General features: G+C 76.7%; 19 protein-coding genes. 13 read left to right on the top strand and 6 right to left on the bottom strand.

The genetic code is table 11. The features are described 5' to 3' along the window. Positions 1 to 7: 7 nt before the first annotated feature. Positions 8 to 1,237, bottom strand: a complete 1,230-nt coding sequence (locus HWY08_RS05510) for an MFS transporter (protein WP_176063733.1) — start codon at positions 1,235 to 1,237, stop codon at positions 8 to 10. Between the two features lie 82 nt (positions 1,238 to 1,319). Here HWY08_RS05510 and HWY08_RS05515 point away from each other — a divergent pair, with 82 nt between their 5' ends. Both HWY08_RS05515 and HWY08_RS05520 read left to right on the top strand, forming a co-directional pair. Then, complete coding sequence (locus tag HWY08_RS05515) at positions 1,320 to 3,890, top strand: TonB-dependent receptor plug domain-containing protein (RefSeq protein ID WP_176063735.1); 2,571 nt, start codon at positions 1,320 to 1,322, stop codon at positions 3,888 to 3,890. A gap of 2 nt (positions 3,891 to 3,892) precedes the next feature. Beyond that, positions 3,893 to 4,765 carry a hypothetical protein gene (locus tag HWY08_RS05520; RefSeq protein WP_176063737.1) on the top strand — a complete coding sequence of 291 codons (873 nt, stop codon included), beginning with the start codon at positions 3,893 to 3,895 and terminating at the stop codon, positions 4,763 to 4,765. A gap of 19 nt (positions 4,766 to 4,784) precedes the next feature. Here the strand turns inward: HWY08_RS05520 and HWY08_RS05525 are convergent, their stop codons facing one another. Then, positions 4,785 to 5,081: a hypothetical protein gene (locus tag HWY08_RS05525; protein WP_176063739.1), complete on the bottom strand. Its 297-nt coding sequence runs from the start codon at positions 5,079 to 5,081 to the stop codon at positions 4,785 to 4,787. 26 nt (positions 5,082 to 5,107) lie between these two features. On the opposite strand from HWY08_RS05525, the gene HWY08_RS05530 reads away from it, so the two are divergent. Both HWY08_RS05530 and HWY08_RS05535 read left to right on the top strand, forming a co-directional pair. Next, positions 5,108 to 6,055 (top strand): alkaline phosphatase family protein, encoded by a 948-nt coding sequence (locus HWY08_RS05530; protein WP_176063742.1) that lies wholly within the window; start codon positions 5,108 to 5,110, stop codon positions 6,053 to 6,055. A gap of 8 nt (positions 6,056 to 6,063) precedes the next feature. Then, positions 6,064 to 6,927 (top strand): hypothetical protein, encoded by an 864-nt coding sequence (locus tag HWY08_RS05535; protein ID WP_176063744.1) that lies wholly within the window; start codon positions 6,064 to 6,066, stop codon positions 6,925 to 6,927. 10 nt (positions 6,928 to 6,937) lie between these two features. Here the strand turns inward: HWY08_RS05535 and HWY08_RS05540 are convergent, their stop codons facing one another. The 3 genes from HWY08_RS05540 to HWY08_RS05550 all read right to left on the bottom strand — a co-directional run bounded on the left by HWY08_RS05540 (position 6,938) and on the right by HWY08_RS05550 (position 11,295). Further along, the gene (locus tag HWY08_RS05540; RefSeq protein ID WP_176063746.1) at positions 6,938 to 7,423 is read right to left on the bottom strand and encodes a hypothetical protein; all 486 of its coding nucleotides are present in this window, start codon (positions 7,421 to 7,423) and stop codon (positions 6,938 to 6,940) included. After that, positions 7,420 to 9,123 (bottom strand): TldD/PmbA family protein, encoded by a 1,704-nt coding sequence (locus HWY08_RS05545; protein ID WP_176063749.1) that lies wholly within the window; start codon positions 9,121 to 9,123, stop codon positions 7,420 to 7,422. Before HWY08_RS05545 ends, HWY08_RS05540 begins: the two co-directional genes overlap by 4 nt. Before the next feature lie 78 nt (positions 9,124 to 9,201). After that, on the bottom strand, positions 9,202 to 11,295 hold the full coding sequence (locus tag HWY08_RS05550; protein WP_176063751.1) for a heparinase II/III family protein: 2,094 nt from the start codon (positions 11,293 to 11,295) through the stop codon (positions 9,202 to 9,204). A 246-nt stretch (positions 11,296 to 11,541) separates the two neighbouring features. Between HWY08_RS05550 and HWY08_RS05555 the strand changes: the two genes are divergently transcribed. The 9 genes from HWY08_RS05555 (at position 11,542) to HWY08_RS05595 (ending at position 20,767) form a co-directional block, all read left to right on the top strand. After that, positions 11,542 to 12,108 carry a hypothetical protein gene (locus HWY08_RS05555; RefSeq protein ID WP_176063753.1) on the top strand — a complete coding sequence of 189 codons (567 nt, stop codon included), beginning with the start codon at positions 11,542 to 11,544 and terminating at the stop codon, positions 12,106 to 12,108. A gap of 96 nt (positions 12,109 to 12,204) precedes the next feature. Further along, the gene (locus HWY08_RS05560; protein WP_176063754.1) at positions 12,205 to 13,797 is read left to right on the top strand and encodes a serine/threonine-protein kinase; all 1,593 of its coding nucleotides are present in this window, start codon (positions 12,205 to 12,207) and stop codon (positions 13,795 to 13,797) included. A gap of 165 nt (positions 13,798 to 13,962) precedes the next feature. Further along, entirely contained in the window at positions 13,963 to 14,475 is a 513-nt protein-coding gene (locus HWY08_RS05565) for a MerR family transcriptional regulator (RefSeq protein ID WP_176063756.1), read from the top strand. 69 nt (positions 14,476 to 14,544) lie between these two features. Further along, positions 14,545 to 15,114: a sigma factor-like helix-turn-helix DNA-binding protein gene (locus HWY08_RS05570; RefSeq protein ID WP_176063758.1), complete on the top strand. Its 570-nt coding sequence runs from the start codon at positions 14,545 to 14,547 to the stop codon at positions 15,112 to 15,114. A 98-nt stretch (positions 15,115 to 15,212) separates the two neighbouring features. Next, positions 15,213 to 16,787: a bifunctional phosphoribosylaminoimidazolecarboxamide formyltransferase/IMP cyclohydrolase gene (gene purH / locus HWY08_RS05575; RefSeq protein WP_176063760.1), complete on the top strand. Its 1,575-nt coding sequence runs from the start codon at positions 15,213 to 15,215 to the stop codon at positions 16,785 to 16,787. A gap of 11 nt (positions 16,788 to 16,798) precedes the next feature. Beyond that, positions 16,799 to 18,073: a phosphoribosylamine--glycine ligase gene (gene purD / locus HWY08_RS05580; protein WP_176063763.1), complete on the top strand. Its 1,275-nt coding sequence runs from the start codon at positions 16,799 to 16,801 to the stop codon at positions 18,071 to 18,073. Further along, positions 18,070 to 18,582 (top strand): 5-(carboxyamino)imidazole ribonucleotide mutase, encoded by a 513-nt coding sequence (gene purE, locus HWY08_RS05585; protein WP_176063765.1) that lies wholly within the window; start codon positions 18,070 to 18,072, stop codon positions 18,580 to 18,582. The genes purD and purE overlap by 4 nt, the downstream gene beginning before the upstream one ends. A gap of 2 nt (positions 18,583 to 18,584) precedes the next feature. Beyond that, positions 18,585 to 19,691 (top strand): LptF/LptG family permease, encoded by a 1,107-nt coding sequence (locus tag HWY08_RS05590; RefSeq protein WP_176063767.1) that lies wholly within the window; start codon positions 18,585 to 18,587, stop codon positions 19,689 to 19,691. Continuing rightward, a complete protein-coding gene (locus HWY08_RS05595) occupies positions 19,688 to 20,767 on the top strand; it encodes an LptF/LptG family permease (RefSeq protein WP_176063769.1) in 1,080 nt (359 codons plus the stop codon). Before HWY08_RS05590 ends, HWY08_RS05595 begins: the two co-directional genes overlap by 4 nt. On the opposite strand, the gene HWY08_RS05600 is transcribed toward HWY08_RS05595, so the two are convergent. Next, entirely contained in the window at positions 20,758 to 21,972 is a 1,215-nt protein-coding gene (locus HWY08_RS05600) for a glycosyltransferase 87 family protein (protein ID WP_176063771.1), read from the bottom strand. The genes HWY08_RS05595 and HWY08_RS05600 overlap by 10 nt on opposite strands. Between the last annotated feature and the right edge of the window lie 51 nt (positions 21,973 to 22,023).

Consider the following 22,023-nt stretch of genomic DNA (forward strand, 5'->3'; position numbering starts at 1 on the left):
GGGTGGGCTACCGGCCCGGTGCGGCCGCGGGCGCCGCCGCGGCGCGCGCGCCGAGCGACCAGCGCGCCAGCGCCGCGAGGATGAACCCCGCGCCGGCGGCGCATACCCCGGCCCAGCCGAAGCTGGTCCAGGCCCAGGTCCCGACCGCGGTGCCGAGCGCCCCGCCCACGAAGTAGGTCACCATGTAGACGGTGTTCATGCGGCTGCGCGCCTCGGGGCGGCGGGCGTGGACGCGCGCCAGGTTCGAGACGTGCGCCCCCTGGATGCCGACGTCGAGCAGGAGCACCCCCACCACGAGCCCGGCCAGGTGGCCCCCCGCCAGGGCGAAGGCGCCGAACCCGGCCAGCGCGACCGCCAGCATGAGGCCCGCGTTGGCGCGCGGGCTGGTGCGATCGGCGAGCCGCCCGAGGAGGGGCGCCGCCAGCGCGCCGCCCGCGCCGAGCACGCCGAAGAGGCCCGCCACGTCGGCGCCCAGCCCGAGCCGCGCCTCGAGGAAGAAGGCGAGCGTGCTCCAGAAGACGCTGAAGGCGGCGAAGCCGCAGGCGCCGAGGAGCGAGGCCTCGCGCAGGACTGGCTCCTCGCGCAGCAGGGTGAAGATGGAGCGGAGCAGGGCCGGGTAGGGCAGCGCCTCGCCGGGCTCGCTCCGCGGCAGGAAGAGGCGCAGCGCCGCCGCCAGGGCCACCATGAACCCGGCGGCGATGACGTAGACGGCGCGCCAGCCGAGGTGCGCGCCGAGGAAGCCGCTCACCGTGCGCGCCAGGAGGATGCCGACGAGGAGCCCGCCCATGACGGTGCCCACCGCCTGGCCGCGCTCCTCCGGCAGGGCGAGGTGCGCCGCGAGCGGCACCGCCAGCTGCGGCACCACGCTCGCCGCGCCGACCACGAGCGAGGCCAGCGCCAGGAGCGGCAGGGTGGGGGCGGCCCCGGCGAGGAGCAGGGCGAGCGTCGCCGCGCCGAGCAGCGCGAGCATGAGGCGCCGCCGCTCCAGCACGTCGCCGAGCGGGACGAGGAAGAACATGCCCGAGCCGTAGCCGACCTGCGTCAGCATCGAGACCAGCCCGGCGGCGCGCGCGGTGGTCCGGAACTCGCGCGCCACCACCGCCAGCAGCGGCTGGAGGAGGTAGATGTTCGCGACGGTGGCGCCGGCCGTGAACGCGAGCAGCGCGAGCGTCGAGCGCCGCCGCCGGGCAGCGTGCCGCTCGTGCGGATCGCCGCGTTCTCCCTTCGAGTCGGTCATCGGGGCTGGATTCTAGGGGACGGGCGGTTCGCCGCAGATCTTTCTCGCCGATGGGCGCTGCGGATCTGGTAGGTGCCCGGACGTGCTGCCGCCCCGCCTGCGCCCGCTCGCCCTCGCCGCCGCCGTCGCGCTCGGCCTCGCCACCCCCGCGGTCGCAGCGGCCGCGGACGAGGCGCCCGCGCTGGCCGCGCCCCCGCGGCTCCTCCAGGACGTCCCCCCCGAGCTGCCGCCCGGCACCGTCTTCCCGGCGCCGGAGGTGACGGTCGTGCTCCAGCTCGACGTCGCCGCCGACGGGCACGTCGAGCGGGTGGCGCTCGTCGAGGGGGCGGGCGAGCCGTTCGACGGCGCCGCGCTGGCGGCGGCGCGGCGCTACGCCTTCGAGCCGGCGCGCCTCACCACCGGCGAGCCGGTGCCGGTCGCCATCACCTACAAGCTCCGCATCGCGCGGCCCGCGCCGCCGCCCCCGGCCCCCGTCCGCTTCGGCGGCCTGCTCCTCGAGCGCGGCACCCGCAAGCCGCTCGAGGGGGTGGAGGTGGCGGCCGAGGTGGAGGGCGAGCCGGTGGCGCAGGCGGTGACCGGCGCCGACGGCCGCTTCCAGCTCGAGGTGCCAGCCAGCGCCTTCCGGCTGGTGGCGCTCCCCGCGGGCCACGACCGGCTGGCGGCCGAAGTCGCCGCGAAGCCGGGCGAGGTGAGAGAGGAGACGTTCTACCTGCAGGCGGCGCCGGGCGGCGGCGGCTACACGGCGGTGGTGCGCGGCGACCGCGTCCGGCGCGAGGTGACGAAGCAGGTCGTGCCCGCCGACGAGCTGGCGCTGCTCCCCGGCTCGCAGGGCGACACGCTCAAGGCGGTGCTGAACCTGCCCGGCGCGGCGCGGCCGTCGTACCTGGGCGGCCAGCTCATCCTGCGCGGCTCGGCGCCGGGCGACAGCGCCGCCTTCGTGGACGGGCTCGAGATCCCGATCCTCTACCACTTCGGCGGGCTGCGCAGCACGTTCGCGCCGCGCTTCCTCGAGTCGGTCGAGTTCGTGCCGGGCAACTTCGCGCCCGACTACGGGCGGCTCACCGGCGGCATCGTCAACGCGCGGGTGCGCGACCCGTCGAAGGACCTCGTCCGCGGCGAGGCGGACTTCAACCTCTACGACGCCGGAGTCGCGCTCGAGGCGCCGCTCTCGTCGAGCTGGTCGGTGGGCGGCGCGTTCCGGCGCTCCTGGATCGACACGCTGCTCCCGCTCGTCGTCGGCTCCAACTCGGCCGTCTCCTTCACGACCGCGCCGCGCTTCTACGACTACCAGCTCCTCGCCACCTACCAGCCGGACGCGCGGGACAAGGTGCGCCTGCTCTTCTTCGGCTCGCAGGACTCGCTGGCGGCCGTCATCAAGCGGCCCGGGAACGACCCGACGCTGGCAGGCGATCTCACCACGCGCCTCGCCTACCACGAGCTCGAGGCGACCTGGTCGCACGTCTTCACGCCGGTGCTCCGGCACGAGAGCTGGCTGGCGCTGGGGCTCCAGCAGACGAACTTCGCCATCGGGCCGGGGCTCTTCTTCGACCTCACGAGCTACCGCCTCGACGCCCGGAGCACCTTCGTCTGGGAGGCGACCCGGACCGTGGAGGCGCGCGCGGGGCTCGACCTGCAGAACGCCTTCTACCAGGTCGCGCTCGACGTGCCCCGGCCGCCCACCGAGGGGCAGCCGCCCCCGCCGATCTCGACGCAGCAGCGCGTCAGCGCGGACCTCCACAGTGCCCTCTACGATCCGGCGGCCTTCGCCGAGCTGCGCCTCTCGCCGCGGGAGGACCTGTCCATCCTCCCGTCGCTGCGCCTCGACTACGACAGCGGGATCCGCCGCTGGAGCCTCGACCCGCGCCTCATGGTGCGCTTCACGGTGGTGGACGGCACGGTCCTCAAGGCCGCGGCTGGCGTCTACCAGCAGCCGCCCTCGGCGCCGCAGAGCAGCGCGGCCGTCGGCAACCCGCACCTGGCGGCCGAGCGGAGCTACCAGTACTCGCTGGGCTTCGAGCAGCGGGTGCGCCAGGGGGTCGACCTCGACGTGGCCGGGTTCTACAAGGAGCTGACGCGGGTGGTGGTGCAGAACCAGGCGGTGAACCTCGACCCGTCCCAGCCCGCTTACCTCAACTCCGGGAAGGGGCGCATCTACGGCGTCGAGGTGCTGCTCAAGGCGCGGCTCGGCGAGCGCTTCTTCGGGTGGATCGCGTACACCTTCCAGCGCTCGTTCCGCACCGACCGCCCCGGCGATCCCGAGCGGCTCTTCAGCTTCGACCAGCCGCACATCCTCACCGCGCTGGCGAGCTACCAGCTCTCCTCGAAGTGGGCGCTGGGCGGGCGGTACCGGCTCGTCTCGGGGAACCCCTACACGCCCGTGAACGACTCGGTCTACGACGCGACCACCGACGTCTACGTCCCGCGCTACGGGGCGACGAACTCCGGCCGGCTCGGCAGCTTCCAGTCGCTCGACGTGCGGGTGGACCGCTTCTGGACGTACCCGCGCTGGAAGCTCTCGGCGTACCTCGACGTGCAGAACGTCCTCAACCGCTCGAACCAGGAGGGCTGGCTCTACCGCTACGATTACCGGGAGAAGACGCCGGCGACCGGGCTGCCCATCCTGCCCATCCTGGGCGTGAAGGCGGAGTGGTGACCATGACGAAGCTCAGGCTCGCAGCGCTCGCGCTCGTCGCCGTCGTCGGGGCCGGCTGCGCCGGCGATCTCCCGCCGCGGTCGCTCCTGCAGGACCTGCGGGTGCTGGCCCTCCTGGCCACGCCGCTCGACGCAGGGCCGGGGGAGAGCGTCCGCGTCAGCGCCTACCGCCTGCCGCCGCGCGGGGCGACCATCGCCACGGAGACCTGGAGCTTCTGCCCGTTCACGGTCGGGGCCAGCGGGGGGGACGTCTGCGCGGTGCCGGCGTGCGAACGGCGGCTCGATCCGGCGGCGGACGGCACGGTGAGCGCCGACCCGGGGGCCGAGGCCGCCAGCTGCCTCGCCACCTACGGCGTCGACGCGGTCCCGGGCTCCCCGCTGCCCACCCAGGTCCCCGACCAGCTCCAGACGCTCTTCCGCTACGTGGTGACCGCGTCCGACGGCTCGTCGCGCGAGGCGGTGCTCCGCGTCCCGTTCTACCCGCGCGGCGCGCCGGCGGACCGGAACGCGCCGCCCGCCGTCACCGCGATCACCATCGGGGGGCAGCCGATGTCCCCGCCCGCTGCGCCAGGCGAGCAGGCGCCGGCGGTCCCGAAGGGCGGCCAGCTCGAGGTGCGCGTCACGCTCTCGCCGGACAGCGTGCAGCGGTACCAGGACTCCTCCGGTCGCACCGTGAGCGAGCAGCTCTTCGTGTCGTTCTTCACCACGGACGGACGGTTCGACTACGACCGCGGCGTGGGCCTCGACGAGAGCGTGAACCTCAAGGACGACAAGGTCGCGGACCGCGCCACCCCGGCGCGCGTGTACGTGGTGGCCCACGACGACCGCGGCGGCGCGGCGGTGTTCGGACCGTACGCGGTGCCGTTCAGCCCGTAGCGACCGGCTCGCCCCGCCGTCAGGGCACCACGTCGATCACCCGCCCGTCGAGCAGCACCACCTCGCGGTCCGGGTAGCGCCAGCGGTCGTAGCTCGCGCCCGGGCTGGCCGAGGAGCGGACGTGCTCCACGCGCTGGGGGTCCCCGAGCCGTCTGCGCACCTCCGCGGCCGCGAGGCCGGGGGTGATGACCGCGGCCGCGGCCGCGGCCGCCGCCGGCCCGCGCGCGTCCGTCCGCGGCGCCCCCGGGCCCGGCGCGCGCGCCGTGGCGCAGCCGAGCGCGGCGCAGGCGGCGAGGAGCAGGGCGCGGGTCCGCATGGTCCTCGGGCATTATACGGAGCCCGATGCCCGTGATCTTCGTCTTCGTGGACGGCGTCGGCGCGGGCGCCCGCGATCCCGAGGTGAACCCGCTCGCCCGGGTCGACCACCTGCTCTCCCGCTTCGCCGACGGGTCCGGCGCGCCGCTGCCGGGGGGCGGCCGCGCCGTGCTGGCCGACGCCTGCCTCGGCGTCCCGGGCCGGCCGCAGTCCGCCACCGGGCAGGCCACGCTGCTCACCGGCGAGAACGCCCCCCGCGCCCTCGGGCACCACCTGCTCGGCTTCCCCAACGCGCCGCTCCGGGACCTCCTGCGCCGGGCATCCATCTTCCGCCGCCTGGCGGAGGCGGGCCGCCGCGGCACCTTCGCGAACGCCTACCCGGTGGCCTACCTCCGCGCGCTCGACCTCCCCTGCGAGGGAGAGCCGGAGCCGGCGCTGCTGGGGCGGCGCCGGCCGCGCGCGTCGGCCACCACCGTCGCCTTCTCCGCCGGCGCCGGCCCGTTCCGCACCTGGGACGACGCGGGCGCGGGCCGCGGCCTCACCCACGACATCACCGGCCGCCGCGCCCGCGCCCTCGGCGCGCGCGTGCCCGAGCGGACGCCCGAGGAGGCCGCCGCGGCGCTGCTCGGCATCGCGCGCGGCCACGACCTCACCCTGTTCGAGTTCTACGAGACCGACGAGGCGGGCCACGCCCGCTCGATGGACCACGCGCTCGACGCGCTCGCGCGCGTGGACGCCCTCCTGCGCGCCCTCGTGGCCGCGCTGCCGCCCGACGTCGCGCTGGTGGTGACGAGCGACCACGGCAACGTGGAGGACCTCTCGGCGCGCAACCACACGCTGGCGCCCGTGCCGGTGCTCGGCTTCGGGGCGGCGGCGGCGCGCCTGGGCGAGGTGATGGACCTCACCCACATCGCCCCGCTCCTCCTCACCCTGGCCGGGGTGGGCGCCTTGCCGGACCGCGCCGCCGGGGGCTAGATGGACGCATGTGCCCGCGCGCCGCGGCGGCCCTGCTGTGCGCGCTCGCCGCGTGCGCGCCCCGCGTCCGCGAGGCGCCGCCGGCGCGGGTGGAGGCGGTCGCGGTGGGGGGCGCCACCGTCCGTCTCGAGTACGGGCCGCAGGACGAGCGGGAGGCCCGCCGCGTCGCCGCCGCGCTGGCGTGGGCGGTCCCGCGCGCCGAGCAGTGGGGCCCCCTGCGCGCGCCGGTCACGATCGTGCTGCAGCCCAGCCACGCGGCGCTCGAGGCCGCCGTCCACCGGCCGGGCTACCCCTGGCTGCGCGCCTGGGCGCGCTACGACGCCATCGAGCTGCAGTCGCCGCGCACCTGGAACCGCTTCTTCCCGCCCGCGGCCGCCGAGCTCGAGGAGCTGCTCGCGCACGAGCTCACCCACTGCGCGATGTACCAGCAGGCGGGCAGCGCCTGGTCCTGGCCATGGCTCGAGATCCCGCTCTGGTTCCGCGAGGGCATGGCGAGCGTGACCGCCGGCCAGGGCTACAAGCGGACGCGGCCCGCGGAGCTGCGCGCGTTCTGGGCGCGGCCGTCCGGGGGCGCCGCCGACGGGGTGGCGGGGAGCGCCGGCGGCGCGAGGGCCGGCGCGGCGGGCGATCCCATCGCCGACCCGGAGCCCCTCTACCAGGCGCAGCCCGAGCTCGTGTACGGAGCCGCGCACCTCGCCTTCCAGTTCCTGCTCGACCGGTACGGCGCGGACCGCGTCCGGCAGGTGCTGGCGGGGATGCGCGAGGGCCACGCTTTCCCCGGCGCCTTCCGGCGCGCCATCGGCCTCACCCCGGCGGAGTTCGAGGGCGAGTTCCGGCGCTACGTCGCGTGGCAGGACTGGGCTGGGCGGTGAGGCAGGCGGTCTACCGCCGCACCACGCTCGCCACCGCCCACAGCCGGTCGCCGTAGGCGCGCTCGGCGCAGATCCACAGGCGCACCGGCTCGCCCGCCACCGCGCCGCCGCCGCCCGTCTCCGGCCCCCACACCCACTCGCGCGCCTCGGCGTTGCCGCCCAGCCGCGCCGGGCCGGGCTCGCCGAGGAGCGCCGCCGCGACCTGCTCCGCGGGCACCGGCACGGCCGCCGTCACCTCGAGCAGCATCACCTTCCCGGCGCGGTCCGCCTCGAGGTGCGCCACCGCCACCACCTCGCCCTCCTCGCCCCACGACACGTCGGGCTCGCTCAGGTCGACGTTGAGGACGCGGCGGCCCTCGGCGTCGAGGCCGATGGGCACGGCCCACGGCCGCCAGCCGGCCGCCCGCAGCGCGGACAGCGCCTCGGCGCGCGTCCGCGAGAGCACCTCCTCGACGGGCGGCAGCGGGAAGGGGAGGGGGCGCGGGGCGGCGGTCATCGCGCCTCCGCGCTGGCGGTGGGGCGCTCGCTCCACGGCGCCGGCAGGATGGGGCTGCGCTCGTTGGCGCGCGCCACGCGCTGCAGCTCGATCTCGCTCACCAGCGCCGCCGGCGCGACCGTGGAGACGGGCACGTACCCGCTCTCCGCGCCGCAGTAGCCGTTGAAGGCGCGCACCTCGTCGCCGGTGGCGAGCACGCGGCTCACGCTCGAGAGCGGCGTGCCGACGAGCTCCACCCCGCGCACCAGCTCCTGCTTCCCGGTGGCGACGTCCACCCGGTAGACGAGCCGCGGCGTGCCCTTGAAGGCCTGGTACCCGTAGGACATGGTGTTCGTGTTCCCGCCGGTGATGTCCTGGATGACGAGCGCGTAGGGCTTCCCCTGGCGCCGCGCCTCCTCCAGCAGCAGCCGCTTCAGCTCGGTCATGGGGACCTGCTTCTTCGAGCGCAGGACGAGGTTCCCCATGCGCGCGATGGGCGGCATCGCGCCCTGGCTGCGGCCGTGGCCGTTCGAGCGGGTGAAGGGCTTCACCGGCCGGCGCGAGAGGAGGAAGGTGCGCAGCACGCCGTCCTCGACCAGCACCGTCCGCTGCGCCGGCACGCCCTGGTCGTCGTAGGCGTACGCACCGTTGAGCGCGACCTCGCCCTCGGCCTGCTGGGTCGGGTCGTCGAGCACGGAGAGGAACGCCGGCAGGATGGCCTTCCCCACCTGGCCCTTGAAGGTCTGCCCCTCCTTGTCGTCGTCCTGGCGCTCGCCCTCGAGCCGGTGCCCCACCGCCTCGTGGAAGAGCACCCCCGTCGCCTCCGGCGCCAGGATGGCGGGCCCGGTGTAGGGGTCGACCACCGGCGCGGTGCGGAGCGCCTCGAGCTCCAGCACGAGCGCGCGCACCTCGCGCTCGAGCCGGTCCGGCGGCGGCAGCGCGGCCTCGGCGCGGGCGTAGAAGTCGCGGCTGTTCTCGAGCAGCTGCCCGTCCACCGCGCGCGCCACCGCCTGCACGTGCACGGCGTAGACGGTCTCCTCGGTGACGAGCGCGCTCCCCTCGCTGGAGGTGAACCACCGCACCTGCTTCTCGCCCGTCACCTTGACCGAGGCGTCGAAGACGTCCGGGTGGCCCCGGAAGAGCCCGCTGAGCCGGCGCACCTCGGCGCGCCAGCGCGCGCGGTCGAAGTCGAACGGGCGCACCGGGTCCACGTGGCGCTGCGGCGGCTCGCGGGTGAGCGACGGCGCGCGGTCGGGGTCGTCGGCGCGGTAGACGCCCTTCGACTTCTTCTTGAAGTAGCTCGAGAGCGCCTCCTTGTACTTCTCGTCGGTGACGAGCCAGAGCGCGTTCCGCAGCGCCTGCGGGTCGTCGTCGAGCGGCGCGTCGCGCGGGGCCGACCAGGTCTGCCCCTCCGGCCCGAGGAACATGGAGACGTCGTCGCGGGAGGAGGAGTCGAGATCGTAGCTGCCCACCCGCACGTCGGCGTGGACGCGCCGGTCGTGGCGGGTGAGGTCGTCCACCACCGCCCCGAAGCGGCCGCCCACCTCCTCGTGGCGCAGGTCCTTCAGCTGGTAGGAGAGGAAGAAGGGCGCCTCGTAGCCGGCGATGCGCAGGCGCTGCATGGAGCGGGCGCCCTCCTGCTCCATGGCGGCGAGCAGCGCGAGGCGCGGGTCGGGCGCGGCGGCGTGGAGGGCGAGCGCGAGGAGTGGGGCGAGGGTCATGGAAGGCCCTTCCTTTAGCACGCGCCGGCGCGCCCCGCCGTGCCGCGCGGCCGCGCGCGCCGCTCGCCCGCGCCACCTTCAGGGCGCGCCCGCGCCGGGCGAGAGCACCACCGTGCAGAGCGTCGCGGGGCAGGCGAGCCGCCCGGTGAAGACGGCCGTCCGCGAGGGGCGCAGCTCGCCGTAGCCCGGCGCGTAGCCGGCGGGCGCGAGGCGCGCCGCGAGCGGGCCGGACCCCGCCACGACCAGCACCGCGCGCGGCGACGCGGCGGGGCCGACCTCGACCGCGCGCTCGAGGTCGAACGGCTGGAGCCGCGTCCCCGGGATCGCCCACACGCCCAGCCGCTCCCCGGCGGTGAGCGGCCTGAGCCGCGCCTCCTCGTCCGGGAAGGGCCAGCGCAGCTCCACCTCGTGCGCGCCCGCCCCGAGGAGCCGGTCCAGCACGAGGAGCCCGCCGTCGGCGAGGAGGAGCTCGCGCCGGTGGACCACGCCGAGGCGCGCGTACCCCTGGTGCTCGCCCGCGAAGCGCTCGCCCTCCGCGCCCGAGGCGAAGGCGAGCCGGACGGCGCGGGCGGCGTCCGGGAGCGCGAAGGGCCGCCCCCGCGGGATGGGCGCCTGCTCGGCGCCGTCCAGCGCCACCGTGGCGTGCGCCCGGGTGGCGCGGAACGCGTCGCGCAGCGCGGGGTCCGCCGTGTAGCAGGGCGAGCCTGGGTCGCACACCACGAGCTCCCCCCCGAGGCGCAGCTCGAACGCGAGCTTGTCGTTGTGCGAGTGGCCGCCCACGCCCGCCTGCCCGTTGCGGCCGCACGACAGGGCCACCTCGGCCCCGCCGCGCCGCAGCAGGTGGAACCCGCCTTCGGGGAAGCTGGCCGAGCGCGGCGGCGGGCCGGGCGGCGCCGCCGCCAGCCGCTCGAGCGCCGCCGGGCCGCAGGTCCAGAGCGCCTCCTCGGCGTCCTCGACCCCGGGGCGGAGTCGCAGCGCCGCGTCCCCGGTCACCGCCGCGCCGAGGGGGAGGAGGTAGCCCGCGTCGAGCGCGGGCCTGGCGCGGAAGGCGAGGACCCGGCCCGAGTCGTGGTCGCCGAGCTGCGGGAGCGCGCCGCCCTGGAAGAGGAGCGCGCGCGCGGCGGCGTACATCGCCGCCAGCCGCCGGGCGTAGGCCTCGCCGAGCCGCGCGCGGGCGCGCCGCGCCAGGAGCGCCCCCGCCGTGAAGAGCTCGAGCGCCAGGCGGTGGTAGGGGACGGAGCCCTCGAAGCTCGTCCCGTCGGCGTGGGTCTGGGCGAGGATCTCGCGGCGGAGCCCCGCCGCGCCGGCGGCGCGCCAGCGGGGGGCCTCCGGCCACTCGGGGAGGAGCGCCGCGGCGGCGAGCAACCCCACCAGGTCGGCCACGAGGTGATTGTTCGGGATAGCGCCGGCGTCCTCCCGCCGCGCGAGGAGGAGGCGCGCCGTCCCCACCGCGAGCTGCGCCAGGGCGAGCGCGTGAGGGGGGTCCGCCAGGGCGGGCTGACCTGAGAGGAGCGCGTGCGCCTGGCCGGCGCACACGAGGCGCAGCGCGGCCTCCATCGGGGAGGCCCACTGCACCCCCGCGCCCAGCGGGTTCTCGGCCGCGAAGTCGCGCAGGGACGCGGTGAAGGCCTCGGCGTAGCGGGCGGCACGTTCCGGGGCGGCCACGCCGGCGCAGCCGAGCGCCACCCACTGCTCGCCGCGCCCTACCGCCCAGGCGGCCTTGGGGTCGGCCCCCTGCACGCTCGGCGAGAGCGTGCCGCGGACCGGGGAGGGCGGGAAGCGGAGCCGGGTCAGCGGGTCGAGGTTCCAGTCGGTCCCTCCGCCGTCGCGCGAGACCTCGACCTCGCGCCCGAAGATGGTCCACCGGCCCGAGAGCGCCTCCTCCGCGCGCGCGACGGCGCGCTCCCGCTCCGCCGGGAAGCGCCGCGCCAGCGCCTCCGCCAGCCCGAACCGGTCGTACGCGACGAGCGCTCGGCCGGGGCTCCCGAGCCGGCGGGACAGCTCCGCGGCCGAGGCGCAGCCGATCCCGTCGAGGAGCTCCCGCGCCGGAGGGGACGCGGGTTCCGCCCGCGCGCGCACGCTGCGCCAGGCGCGGCGCGTGGCTCCCGCGAGGAGGCGCCCGGGCGGCACGCGCGCCGCCAGGTAGTTCAGGGGGAGCGGCCAGGGGGACATGGGGTGGCCTCGCAGCAAGGAGCTGGCCAGAGGGGCGCGCCCGCCGATGGGCGGACGCGCTTTGGCGGATGCCTGGCCGGAGGCAGGGCGCGCGCGGCGACGCGGTGAGCCCAGGCGCCGCCTCGGGTGGGAAACGGTTTTCCCCGGAGGGCCGTGGAACCCGCGCCTTCGCGTTGGCAGATTCCTTGCTCGATTCCGGTCCAGGGTTCGGCCGGTTCCGAGCTCGACTCCCGAAGGAGGCAGTGCGTGAGCGCGACTGGCATGGGGCTGCTGCTCGAGGAGCACCGGACGGAGATCGGCACCACCTGGCGGCAGGCCGTCGAGCGCGAGCTCGCGGTCCGCGAGCCGGCGCTCGCGTTCGCGGTGGCGCCGCTCCTGCGGGAGATGGCGCTCGCGCTCGGCGGGGACGCCGAGGCGCGCCGCTCGCGCGAGGCGTGGACCCGCTGCGCCGTGCTGGTGCGGTCCAGCGCGGCGCCGGCCCAGCTGGCGCGCGAGTTCAAGCTGCTCCACCGCTGCCTGTGGCAGGCGCTCAAGACGCGCGGAGCGCCCATCAGCCAGGGCGAGCGGCTCGCGGCGGACGAGTGGCTCGACGAGGCGCTGGCGGAGGCGCTGGAGCGGCTCGAGCGCGTGCGGCTGCGCGCCGCCTCGTTCGAGCAGCACGGGCCGGTGGTCATCCCGCCCATCGCCCGGCAGACGCGGGCCGCCGTCCCGCCCCGGCCCACGCCGCCGCCGCTCCCGCGCCGCGCCACGGCGCGCCCGGCGCCGGCCGCGCCGGAGCCGATCCTCGAGCTCGAGCCCATCGACCCCTCGTGAACGGCCCCGCCGCCCCCGGGGCGGCGGTGTGGTCAGGCGTGGGCCGGCGACAGGTTTGCTGGGCGTGCGCGCGCGCTGCGGTAAGATGCGGCGCGCGTGCGCACGTTCGGTAAATACCGCCTGGTCGAGCCAGTCGCCTCCGGCGGGATGGCCGAGGTGTGGCGCGCGGAGGCCCCGGGGGCGGAGGGCTTCGTGAAGGAGGTCGCGCTGAAGCTCATCCGCGGCGACCACGACGCGCGGGGCGACTTCGTCCGGATGTTCGTGCAGGAGGCGCGGCTCGCCTCGCGGCTCTCCCACGCCAACATCGTCCAGGTCTTCGACTTCGACCAGGTGGACGGCCGGTACTACATCGCGATGGAGCTGGTGCGCGGGCGCACGCTGCGCGAGGTGGTGGACCGCTGCCGCGAGCAGGGGGCGCGGCTGGGGCTGGCGCGCGCCGTTCACGTCTGCGCCGAGGTGGCGCGCGCGCTCGCCTACGCGCACCGGCTGGAGGAGGGCGGCGCGCCGGCCGGGCTCGTGCACCGCGACGTGTCGCCGCAGAACGTCCTGGTGTCGTTCGAGGGCGAGGTGAAGCTCACCGACTTCGGGATCGCGCGCGCCCTGGGCGCCTCCGAGGTGACCGCGCCCGGCACGGTGAAGGGGAAGCTCGCGTACATGGCGCCGGAGCAGGCGCGGGGCGAGCCGGTGGACGGCCGCGCCGACGTCTTCGCGCTGGGGGTGGTGCTGTGGGAGCTGTGCGCGGGGCGCCGGCTCTTCGCGCGCGACACCGACGCCGCCACGCTGGCGGCGCTCCTCTCGCCCGAGCCGCTCTCCCCGCCCTCGGCCTGGAACGAGGCGGTGCCGCCGCGACTCGACGAGGTGGCGCTGGCTGCGCTCGAGCGCGATCCCGCCCGACGCACCGCGTCCGCCGACGCCTTCGCCGAGGCGCTGGCGGGCCTGCGGCTCGAGCTCGCCGAGGGGCACGAGGACCTCGACCTGCGCGCGCTCATGCGGAGGCTGTGGCCGGAGGGGATCACCCCGGCGGCGCGGGCTCCGGCGGCGCCCACGTTGGTGCGCGAGGCCGCCGGGACCGCCGTCCGGGCGGCGCCGCCGGCGCAGGTGGCGCTCGAGGACCTGTCCACGCGGACCGCGCTCCCGCCCGCCCCGCGGCGGCGCCTGGGCGTGCTCCTGACGGCCGCGGCGCTCGCCGTCGCGGCGGTGGGGGGCGCGGCGGTGTGGAGGGGAGCGCGGGGGGCGACGGCGCACGCGACCGCCACCGAGGCGGTGACCGCGAACGCGACCGCGAGTCCGTCCGCGACCCCGATGTCGACCGCGACCGCGACCCCGACCCCGACCGCGACCGCGACCGCGATGCCGACCGCGACGCCGACCGCGACGCCGACCGCGACGCCGACCGCGACGCCGACCGCGACGCCGACCGCGGGCCGCCCCGAGGCCCCACCCCCTGCGCCCCCTCGCCCGAAGGTCGCCCGCGCCACCCCCGCCGTCCTCGAGGTCCACGTCTCCCCCTGGGCCATGCTCAGCGTCGACGGCGGGCCGGCCGAGGAGGTCGTGGTGCGGCGCGACCTGAAGCTCCTGCCCGGCCAGCACACCCTGCGCGTCGAGCGCCCCGGGGCCGGGACCGCCGAGCTGGAGCTCTCGCTCGGCGCCGGCGAGCGCCGGCGCTGGGCGCCGCGCCTGAAGCGCTGAGCGGGTCTCCCGCGACCGCCTCCTGACCGGCTCAGGCCGGGATCGCACCTCCACCCACACGGACCGGCGCGCCCCACGTCCGGGGCGCGCGTTGACATCCGTCGGGTCGAGTGAGTATTTTGAGTGTCAACTTTTGAGTAGAATATTTCCAAGCGAATCCAAACGATGGCCTTCCTGCTCACCTCCACCGACCTCGATCGCCTCGAGCGCGATCGCGTCCGGGGCGTGACCAGCCGGGAGGTCGTGAAGCTGTTCCAGAGCCGCGGCGCGCGGCTGTCGGCCGCGACCTTCCGCAAGTACGTCCAGGCGGGGCTCCTGCCGCGGAGCCGCCGGGTGGGCCGCAAGGGCAAGCACACCGGCTCCACGGGGCTCTACCCGGTGGCGGTGGTGCGGCGGATCGACCTCATCAAGCGGATGCTGGCCGACGGGCTCACGCTGGACGACGTCCGGCAGAGCTTCGTCGCGGTGAAGCACCGCCTCGAGGAGGTGCAGGGCGGGTGGGGCGCGCTCGTCTCCGAGCTGGAGCAGCGCGCCCAGGCGCACCCGCGGCGCCGCGAGGTGGAGCGCGAGCTGGCGCGCGCCGAGCGCGAGATGCGCTCCGCGCTGCGGCGCGTGGAGAAGGTGGGCGGCCGGATCGCGACGGTGCGGCGGGCCGGGCTGGAGGGCGTGAGCGGTTGACGTCGCCGGCGCCTGCGGGGCGCGGCGGGCGGTGCACGGGCGGGCGGTTCAGGGGATGGGAGGCGTGGGATGAGCGAGGCGAAGCGGAGCGAGGGGCCCGAGGCGGCGCTGGAGCCGGCCGCGGGTGAGGCGGGGGTGGAGGGGGAGCTGCCGCCCGGCGAGGAGGGTCAGCCTGGCCGGCACCGCTCGAAGACGATGTCGCGCAAGGAGATCGCGCGCGACCTGCGCCGGCAGCGCGCGCTGGGGCTGCTGGACCCGGAGCTGCAGGCCACCATCCAGGAGATCGAGCAGTCGCGGCCGCGCTCGCGCGCCGACTGCGCGCAGGGCGAGCGCCCGTGCATGTTCATCTCCTGCAAGCACCACCTCTACCTGGACGTGAACCCGGAGACGGGCTCCATCAAGCTCAACTTCCCCGACAAGGAGATCTGGGAGCTCGACGAGACCTGCGCGCTCGACGTCGCCGACCGCGGCGGCATCACCCTCGAGGAGGTGGGGACGATCATGAACCTCACCCGCGAGCGCATCCGCCAGGTCGAGACGCGGGGGCTGCTCAAGCTGCGCACCATCGCCGAGGACGAGCCGCGCACGCCGGCGGTGGCGCCGCGCGCGACGGTGTTCGACCAGGAAGACGAGGACTAGCGCGGTCGAGGCCCGGCGGGGAGGCCCCGGCCCTCAGGCCGTCCTTGAACTTCCCCCCCGCGGACGCTACAAGGGGCACCCCCTGCAAGAGGTGCTCCATGGTTCGTCGCGCCATCCTCTCGGTCTCCGACAAGGCGGGGCTCGTGCCCTTCGCGCGCCGGCTGGCGGCCCGCGGAGTCGAGCTCCTCTCGACCGGCGGCACGCAGCGCGCGCTCGCCGACGCCGGCCTGCAGGTGAAGCCGGTCGGCGAGTTCACCCAGGCCCCCGAGATCCTCGGCGGCCGCGTGAAGACCCTCCACCCCCGCATCCACGGCGGCATCCTCTACCGCCGCGGGCTCGCCGCCGACGAGGCGGACGTGAAGGCCCGCGACATCCTCCCCATCGACCTCGTGGTGGTGAACCTCTACCCGTTCCGCGAGGCGGTCGCGGCCGGCAAGTCGTTCGCCGAGTGCGTGGAGGAGATCGACATCGGCGGGCCGAGCATGGTGCGCGCCGCCGCCAAGAACGCCGCCCACGTGGCGGTGCTGGTCGACCCGGCCGACTACGACCGCGTGGCCGGCGAGATCGAGCAGAGCGGCGTGGTCGGCGAGCCGACGCGCTTCTACCTCATGCGCAAGGCGTTCGCGCACACCGCGGCCTACGACGCGGCCATCGCCGAGTACCTCTCCTCGCGCGGCGCGCCGACCGACAAGCCGCGCCACTTCCCCGACGTCCTGGGCGTGGTCTACGAGAAGGCACAGGACCTCCGCTACGGCGAGAACCCGCACCAGGCCGGCGCCTTCTACCGCGCCACCCGCGAGCCCGCCGAGCCCACCATCGCCTACGCCGAGGTGCTGCAGGGCAAGGAGCTCAGCTACAACAACCTGCTCGACCTCGAGGCCGCGCTCGCCTGCGTCAAGGAGTTCGACGAGACCGCCTGCGCCGTCATCAAGCACAACACGCCCTGCGGCGTCGCGAAGGGCGACACGCCCGCCGAGGCGTTCGCCCGCGCTCGCGCCTGCGACCCCGTGTCCGCCTTCGGCGGCATCGTGGCGCTCAACCGCCCGGTGGACGCCGAGGCCGCCAAGGAGCTCACCGACCTCTTCCTCGAGTGCGTGGTGGCGCCGTCGTACACGCCCGAGGGGCGCGCGCTGCTGGCCGCGAAGAAGAACCTGCGGCTCCTCGAGAGTCCCCGCCTCGCCGAGCCGCGCGAGAGCTGGAAGCGCCGGCCGGAGGAGGCGCGCGAGCTGCGCTCGGTGGTGGGCGGGCTGCTCGTGATGGACCGCGACCTCGGGCGCATCCGCCGCGACGAGTGCCAGCTCATGACCCGCCGCGCGCCCACCGAGCAGGAGTGGCGCGACCTCCTCTTCGCCTGGAAGGTCGTGAAGCACGTGAAGTCGAACGCCATCGTCTTCGCGCAGGGCGACCGAACCACCGCCATCGGCGGCGGCCAGACCAGCCGGGTCGAGTCGGTGAAGACGGCCGTCATGAAGGCGGCCCTCGAGGTGCGCGGCTCGTCCGTCGCCTCGGACGCCTTCTTCCCCTTCAAGGACGGCGTGGAGGAGATCATCCGCGCCGGCGCCACCGCCATCATCCAGCCGGGCGGCTCGGTGCGCGATCCCGAGGTTGTGGCCGCCGCGGACGCCGCGGGGCTCGCCATGGTCTCGACGGGGATGCGCCACTTCCGCCACTGAGGAGCACCGCCATGCGCATCCTCCTCGTCGGGTCCGGTGGGCGCGAGCACGCCCTCGCCTGGAAGATCGCGCAGAGCCCGCTCGTCGAGGAGCTGTGGTGCGCCCCCGGCAACCCGGGCGCGGCGCGGGTCGCGAAGCTGCTGCCCATCGCCGCCGACGACGTCGAGGCGCTGGCCGGCGCGGCGCTGCGGCTCGCCGCCGACCTGGTGGTGGTCGGGCCGGAGGCGCCGCTCGTCGGGGGCCTCGCCGACCGCCTGGCCGCGGCCGGGATCCCGGTCTTCGGCCCCACCGCCGGCGCCGCCGAGATCGAGGGCTCGAAGGCCTTCGCCAAGGACGTCATGCTGGCGGCCGGCATCCCCACCGCCGCCCACGGCACGTTCACCGAGCTCGCGCCGGCGCTCGACTTCGCGCGCACGCGGCAGGGCCGGGTGGTGGTGAAGGCCGACGGCCTCGCCGCCGGCAAGGGCGTGGTGGTGGCGGGGTCGCTCGACGAGGCGGAGCGCGCGCTGCGCGACATGCTGGTGGGGCACGTGCACGGCGCGGCCGGCGCGACGGTGGTGGTGGAGGAGCGGCTGGAGGGGCGCGAGGCGAGCGTCATCGCGCTCACCGACGGCGAACGGGTGCGGCTCCTCCCCTCGGCCCAGGACCACAAGCGCGTCGGCGACGGCGACACCGGCCCGAACACCGGCGGCATGGGCGCCTTCTCTCCCGCGCCGCAGGTCACGGCCGAGGTCGCCCGCGAGGTGGAGGCGCGCGTGCTCCTGCCCGCCATCCGCGAGCTGGCGAAGCGCGGCCGGCCCTTCCGCGGGGCGCTCTACGCCGGCCTCATGTTCACCCCCGCGGGCCTGCGCGTGCTGGAGTTCAACGCCCGCCTGGGCGACCCGGAGACGCAGCCCATCCTCATGCGCCTGCGCGGCGACCTCGTGCCGGCGCTGCTCGCCGCCGCGCGGGGCGACCTCTCCGGCATCACCCTCGACGTGGACCCCCGCCCGGCGGTGGGGATCGTCCTGGCGGCCGAGCGCTACCCGGCGCGGCCGGTGACGGGCGACGTCCTGGCCGGGCTCGACGGGCCCTTCGACGAGGGCGTGCAGATCTTCCAGGCCGGCACCACCCGCGCGCCGGACGGGCGCGTGGTGAGCTCCGGCGGCCGCGTGCTCACCGCCTGCGCCCTGGGCGACGACCTCGCCGCTGCGCGGACGCGGGCCTACGCCGCCCTGGGGCGGGTCCGGCTCCGCGGCGGGCACTTCCGCAAGGACATCGGGCTGCAAGGGGGGACCTACACATGAACGCCAAGGTCATGATCCTGATGGGCTCCGACTCCGACTGGGAGGTCATGTCGGAGGCGAAGCGCGCGCTCGACGACATGGGCGTCGCCTGCGAGGTGCACGTCTCCTCGGCGCACCGGACCCCGGAGCGGACCGGCCGGCTCGCGCGCGAGGCCGCCGGGCGCGGCATCCAGGTCATCATCTGCGGCGCCGGCGCCGCGGCGGCGCTGGCGGGCGTGGTGGCCGCCGAGACCGAGCTGCCGGTGCTGGGCGTCCCGCTCGCCGCCACCGAGCTGCGCGGCCTCGACGCGCTGCTCGCCACCCTGCAGATGCCGGCCGGCGTGCCGGTGGGGACGCTGGCGGTGGGCAAGGCAGGCGCGCGCAACGCCGGCCTGCTCGCCACCCGCATCCTCGGCTGCGCCGATCCGGCCATCGCCGCCAAGGTCCGCGAGCAGCGCGAGCGCATGGCGCGCGACGTGGAGGCGAAGGACGCCGCGCTGCAGGCGAAGCTCGGCGCCGCCGAGAAGTAGGCGTGTCGCTCCTCGACCGCTACCTGGCGCGGGAGATCCTGCTCCCGTTCCTGGCGGGCCTGGTCTTCCTCACGCAGATCCTCCTCGCCACCCAGATCCTGGCGCAGGCGGACGTCTTGCTGGGCGCGGGCGTCTCCGCCCTCGACCTCTTCCGGGTGGCGGCCGACCTCGTCCCGCACTTCCTCGGCTACGTGCTGCCGATCGCGTTCCTGCTGGGCGCGGTGGTGGGCGTGGGCCGGCTGGCCGAGGACCGAGAGCTGGTGGCGGTGAGCGCGGCCGGGCTGTCGCCGGCGCGCCTGGCGCGCGTCCCGCTCGTCCTGGGCCTGGCGGTGGCGGCCCTGGCGCTCTGGCTCGGGCTCGGGCTCGAGCCGGCCGGGCTGCGCGCGGCGCGGCTCCGCGTGAACGACCTCATCCGCAAGAACGTCACCAGCGACGTGCGGGCCGGGGTCTTCTACGAGGACCTGCCCGGCGTCACGCTCTACGCCGAGTCCACCCGCGGCGGGCGCTGGCAGCACGTCCTCATCTCGGACCGGACCGACCCGGCGGCGCCGCTCCTCGCGCTGTCGGAGGGCGGGCGGCTCGAGCCGGCCGGGGAGGGCGACGACCTGCGCCTCGTCCTCGACCGCGGCGAGGTGCACCGCGAGGAGCTGCGCGCCGAGGAGTACGTGGCGGCCCGCTACCAGCGCGCCACCATCACGCTCGGCATCGGCGCGGCGCTCTCGGACCGCAACCGGCTGGTCGGCTCGCCCTTCGAGCTCGGGCCGGGGGAGATCGCGGCGCGCGCCCGCGCCGCGCGCGATCCCGGCGAGGCGCGCCGCTGGTGGGCGTTCCTGCACCGGCGCATCGCGGGGCCGCTCGCCATCGTGGTGTTCGGGCTGCTGGCGGTGCCCATCGCCGGCTCGCGCCGCGGCGGCCGCGCCTTCGGCTACGCCGCGACGCTCGTGGCGGTGGTGGCCTACTACGCGGTGCTGCGCCTGGGCGAGGGGCTCGCCCAGCGCGGGGTGCTCACCGTGTGGCTCGGCCCGAACTTGCCGAACGTGGTGCTGGCGCTGGCCGGGGCGGCGGCGCTCCTGCTCATGGAGCGCCGCGGGGCCGGGGCGGTGCGGTGACGCTCTTCCTGCACCTGGCGCGCCGCGCGCTCGTCGCCTTCGCCGGCTCGCTGGCGGCGGTGGTGGCGCTGTTCCTGGTGGTGGACTTCGCCGAGAACGCGAGCGCGTTCAGCGGGCCGGGGTGGGTGCGGGCCGCGCTCGAGCTGTACGCGAACCGCGCCGCGGCGGTCGCCTACCAGACCGCGCCGGCCGCCATGCTGCTCGCCGCCGCGGTGACCGCGAGCGGGCTGCGCCGCACGCGCGAGTACACCGCCTTGCGCGCGCTCGGCCTCGGCCCCTGGCGCGTGGCGCTGCCGGTGCTGGCGGTGGCGGCGCTGGTGGCGGCGGGCCTGGGGTGGATGGCGGACGCGGTGGTGGTGGACGCCACCGCCCGCGCCGACGAGATCATGGCCACCCGCTTCCACCGCGCCGGCGGCTTCCAGCGCAGCCGGGAGCCGAAGCGCTGGTTCCGGGGCCGCGACGGGCGGCGCATCTACCACCTGCGCGGCGTGGGCGGGGAGGGCGGCTTCGAGCGGGTCACCATCCTGGAGGTGACGCCCGCCTTCCGGCTCGCGCGCCGCATCGACGCCGCCCGCATGGCGCCCGGGCCGGTCGCCGGGGAGTGGATCCTCTCCGAGGTGGCCGAGCGCTCCTTCGCGGCCGACGGCGCGGTGCAGACCGCCGCCTTCGCGAGCCGCACCTACCGCTTCGACGAGCCCCCCGGCGCCTTCGCGGTGCGCCCCGGCCGCCCGGCCGAGATGCGGCGCGCGGTGCTGCGGGAGCAGGCCGCGCTGCGGCGCACGCTCGGGCTGCCGGCCCACGACTTCGAGCTGGAGTGGCAGAACCGCCTGTCGTACCCGCTGGCGGGCCTCCCGGCCGCGCTGGTGGCGCTGGGGCTGGCGCTGCGCCGCGAGCGCAAGGGCCACCTCACCGCCTCGCTGCTCGAGGCGGTGGGCGTGTCGCTCGTGTTCTGGGCGCTGCAGGGGGTGTGCTGGTCGCTCGGCGCCTCGGGGCGGCTGCCGCCCGCCGCGGCGGCCTGGGCGCCCGATGCGCTCCTGCTGGCGGCCGGCGCGCTGGCGATGCGGCGCTACGCCTGACGCCCGTCCCCGACGGCGCCGGTACGCTGTAGGGCGGGGGCTCGTCCCCCGCCGCTCGCCGGCGCGAGGCGGGCCGAGGCGAGCGTCCACGCGAGGAGCGCGCCGAAGGCGAGCGCGAAGGGCCGCGCCAGCAGCACCGGGTCGAGCCGCGCGCGCCCGACCACCCCGTCCACCACCGCGAGCTCGACCGCGGCCGCGACGGCGACGAGCGCGAAGGTCACCCGCCGCCGCCGCGACCGGTCGGTGAGCGCCAGGGCCACCATGGGGAGCGCGAGCGCGAAGTTGGCGCGCCAGGCGAGCGCGGAGGTGAAGGCGACGGCGAAGCAGGTGGCGGCGAGGAGGCGCGGCCTGGAGCGGCGCGCCGTCCACAGCGCCGCCGCGGTGAGCGCGAGCGCGCCCGCCTGGGCGAGCGCCAGGTGCGGCGCCTCCGGCGGGCGGCCGAACGCCAGCAGGAGCAGCGTCGGCAGGCCCTGGGAGTTCGCGCCCAGCACCCAGGGCAGGGTGGTGCGGGTGACGGTCTCGCTCCACGAGGCGGCGAGCGCGGCCGTCCCCGGCCCGCCGTAGCGCGCGAGGACCGGGAGCCACAGCGCGAGGCCGAAGGCGGCGCCGGCCGCGACGGCGCGCGGGCGGCGGACGAGCAGGAGGTAGAGGCCGAAGAGGACCGCCGGCGGCTTCAGCGCCACCGCGAGCGCCCAGGCGGCGCCCGCGCCGAGGTGCGCGCCCCGGCCGGCCCAGGCGGCCGAGAGGAGCAGCAGGAGGAGCATGGGCAGGTCCACCTGCCCATAGAAGAGCTCGAGGAAGAGCGACTGCCCCACCGCCACGAGCGCGAGGGCGAGCGCCGGGCCGGAGAGCGCCGCGCGCGCCTCGCCGGGCGCCGGGGCGAGGAGGGCGCGCAGGAGCGGCGCCAGCGCCGCCAGGGAGGCGACGAGCAGGAGGTTCCACGCCGCGGCCGCCGCGCGGGCGGGGAGGAGCGTGAGCGGCGCGAAGAGCACCGCCGAGGGTGGCGCATACTTGAACACCCAGGCGCCGTCGGACGCCTGGTAGAGCGCCTCGCCGCGGAGGAACCTGGCCGCGGCGCGCACGTAGATGGCGAGGTCGGCGCCGCGCCCGTGCGCGGCGAGGGCGAGCCCCCAGGCCGCCAGGACCGCCAGGGCGGCCGGCCAGGCGAGCGCGCCGAGGGCCTCGCGGCGGGGGACGCTGAGCATCGATGGAGGGTCGCACGAGGCCCCGCGTCGCGCCAGGTCCGGCCCCCCGCG

This window comes from Anaeromyxobacter diazotrophicus (assembly GCF_013340205.1).
In the GTDB taxonomy this organism is placed as follows: Bacteria; Myxococcota; Myxococcia; order Myxococcales; family Anaeromyxobacteraceae; genus Anaeromyxobacter_A; species Anaeromyxobacter_A diazotrophicus.

What these genes read in the sequence shown, in the direction of transcription:
- HWY08_RS05510 (WP_176063733.1), bottom strand. Translation starts at nt 1,237, where the DNA reads ATGACCGACTCGAAGGGAGAACGCGGCGATCCGCACGAGCGGCACGCT.
- HWY08_RS05520 (WP_176063737.1), top strand. Translation starts at nt 3,893, where the DNA reads ATGACGAAGCTCAGGCTCGCAGCGCTCGCGCTCGTCGCCGTCGTCGGG.
- HWY08_RS05525 (WP_176063739.1), bottom strand. Translation starts at nt 5,081, where the DNA reads ATGCGGACCCGCGCCCTGCTCCTCGCCGCCTGCGCCGCGCTCGGCTGC.
- HWY08_RS05530 (WP_176063742.1), top strand. Translation starts at nt 5,108, where the DNA reads ATGCCCGTGATCTTCGTCTTCGTGGACGGCGTCGGCGCGGGCGCCCGC.
- HWY08_RS05535 (WP_176063744.1), top strand. Translation starts at nt 6,064, where the DNA reads ATGTGCCCGCGCGCCGCGGCGGCCCTGCTGTGCGCGCTCGCCGCGTGC.
- HWY08_RS05540 (WP_176063746.1), bottom strand. Translation starts at nt 7,423, where the DNA reads ATGACCGCCGCCCCGCGCCCCCTCCCCTTCCCGCTGCCGCCCGTCGAG.
- HWY08_RS05545 (WP_176063749.1), bottom strand. Translation starts at nt 9,123, where the DNA reads ATGACCCTCGCCCCACTCCTCGCGCTCGCCCTCCACGCCGCCGCGCCC.
- HWY08_RS05550 (WP_176063751.1), bottom strand. Translation starts at nt 11,295, where the DNA reads ATGTCCCCCTGGCCGCTCCCCCTGAACTACCTGGCGGCGCGCGTGCCG.
- HWY08_RS05565 (WP_176063756.1), top strand. Translation starts at nt 13,963, where the DNA reads ATGGCCTTCCTGCTCACCTCCACCGACCTCGATCGCCTCGAGCGCGAT.
- HWY08_RS05570 (WP_176063758.1), top strand. Translation starts at nt 14,545, where the DNA reads ATGAGCGAGGCGAAGCGGAGCGAGGGGCCCGAGGCGGCGCTGGAGCCG.
- purH (WP_176063760.1), top strand. Translation starts at nt 15,213, where the DNA reads ATGGTTCGTCGCGCCATCCTCTCGGTCTCCGACAAGGCGGGGCTCGTG.
- purD (WP_176063763.1), top strand. Translation starts at nt 16,799, where the DNA reads ATGCGCATCCTCCTCGTCGGGTCCGGTGGGCGCGAGCACGCCCTCGCC.
- purE (WP_176063765.1), top strand. Translation starts at nt 18,070, where the DNA reads ATGAACGCCAAGGTCATGATCCTGATGGGCTCCGACTCCGACTGGGAG.
- HWY08_RS05600 (WP_176063771.1), bottom strand. Translation starts at nt 21,972, where the DNA reads ATGCTCAGCGTCCCCCGCCGCGAGGCCCTCGGCGCGCTCGCCTGGCCG.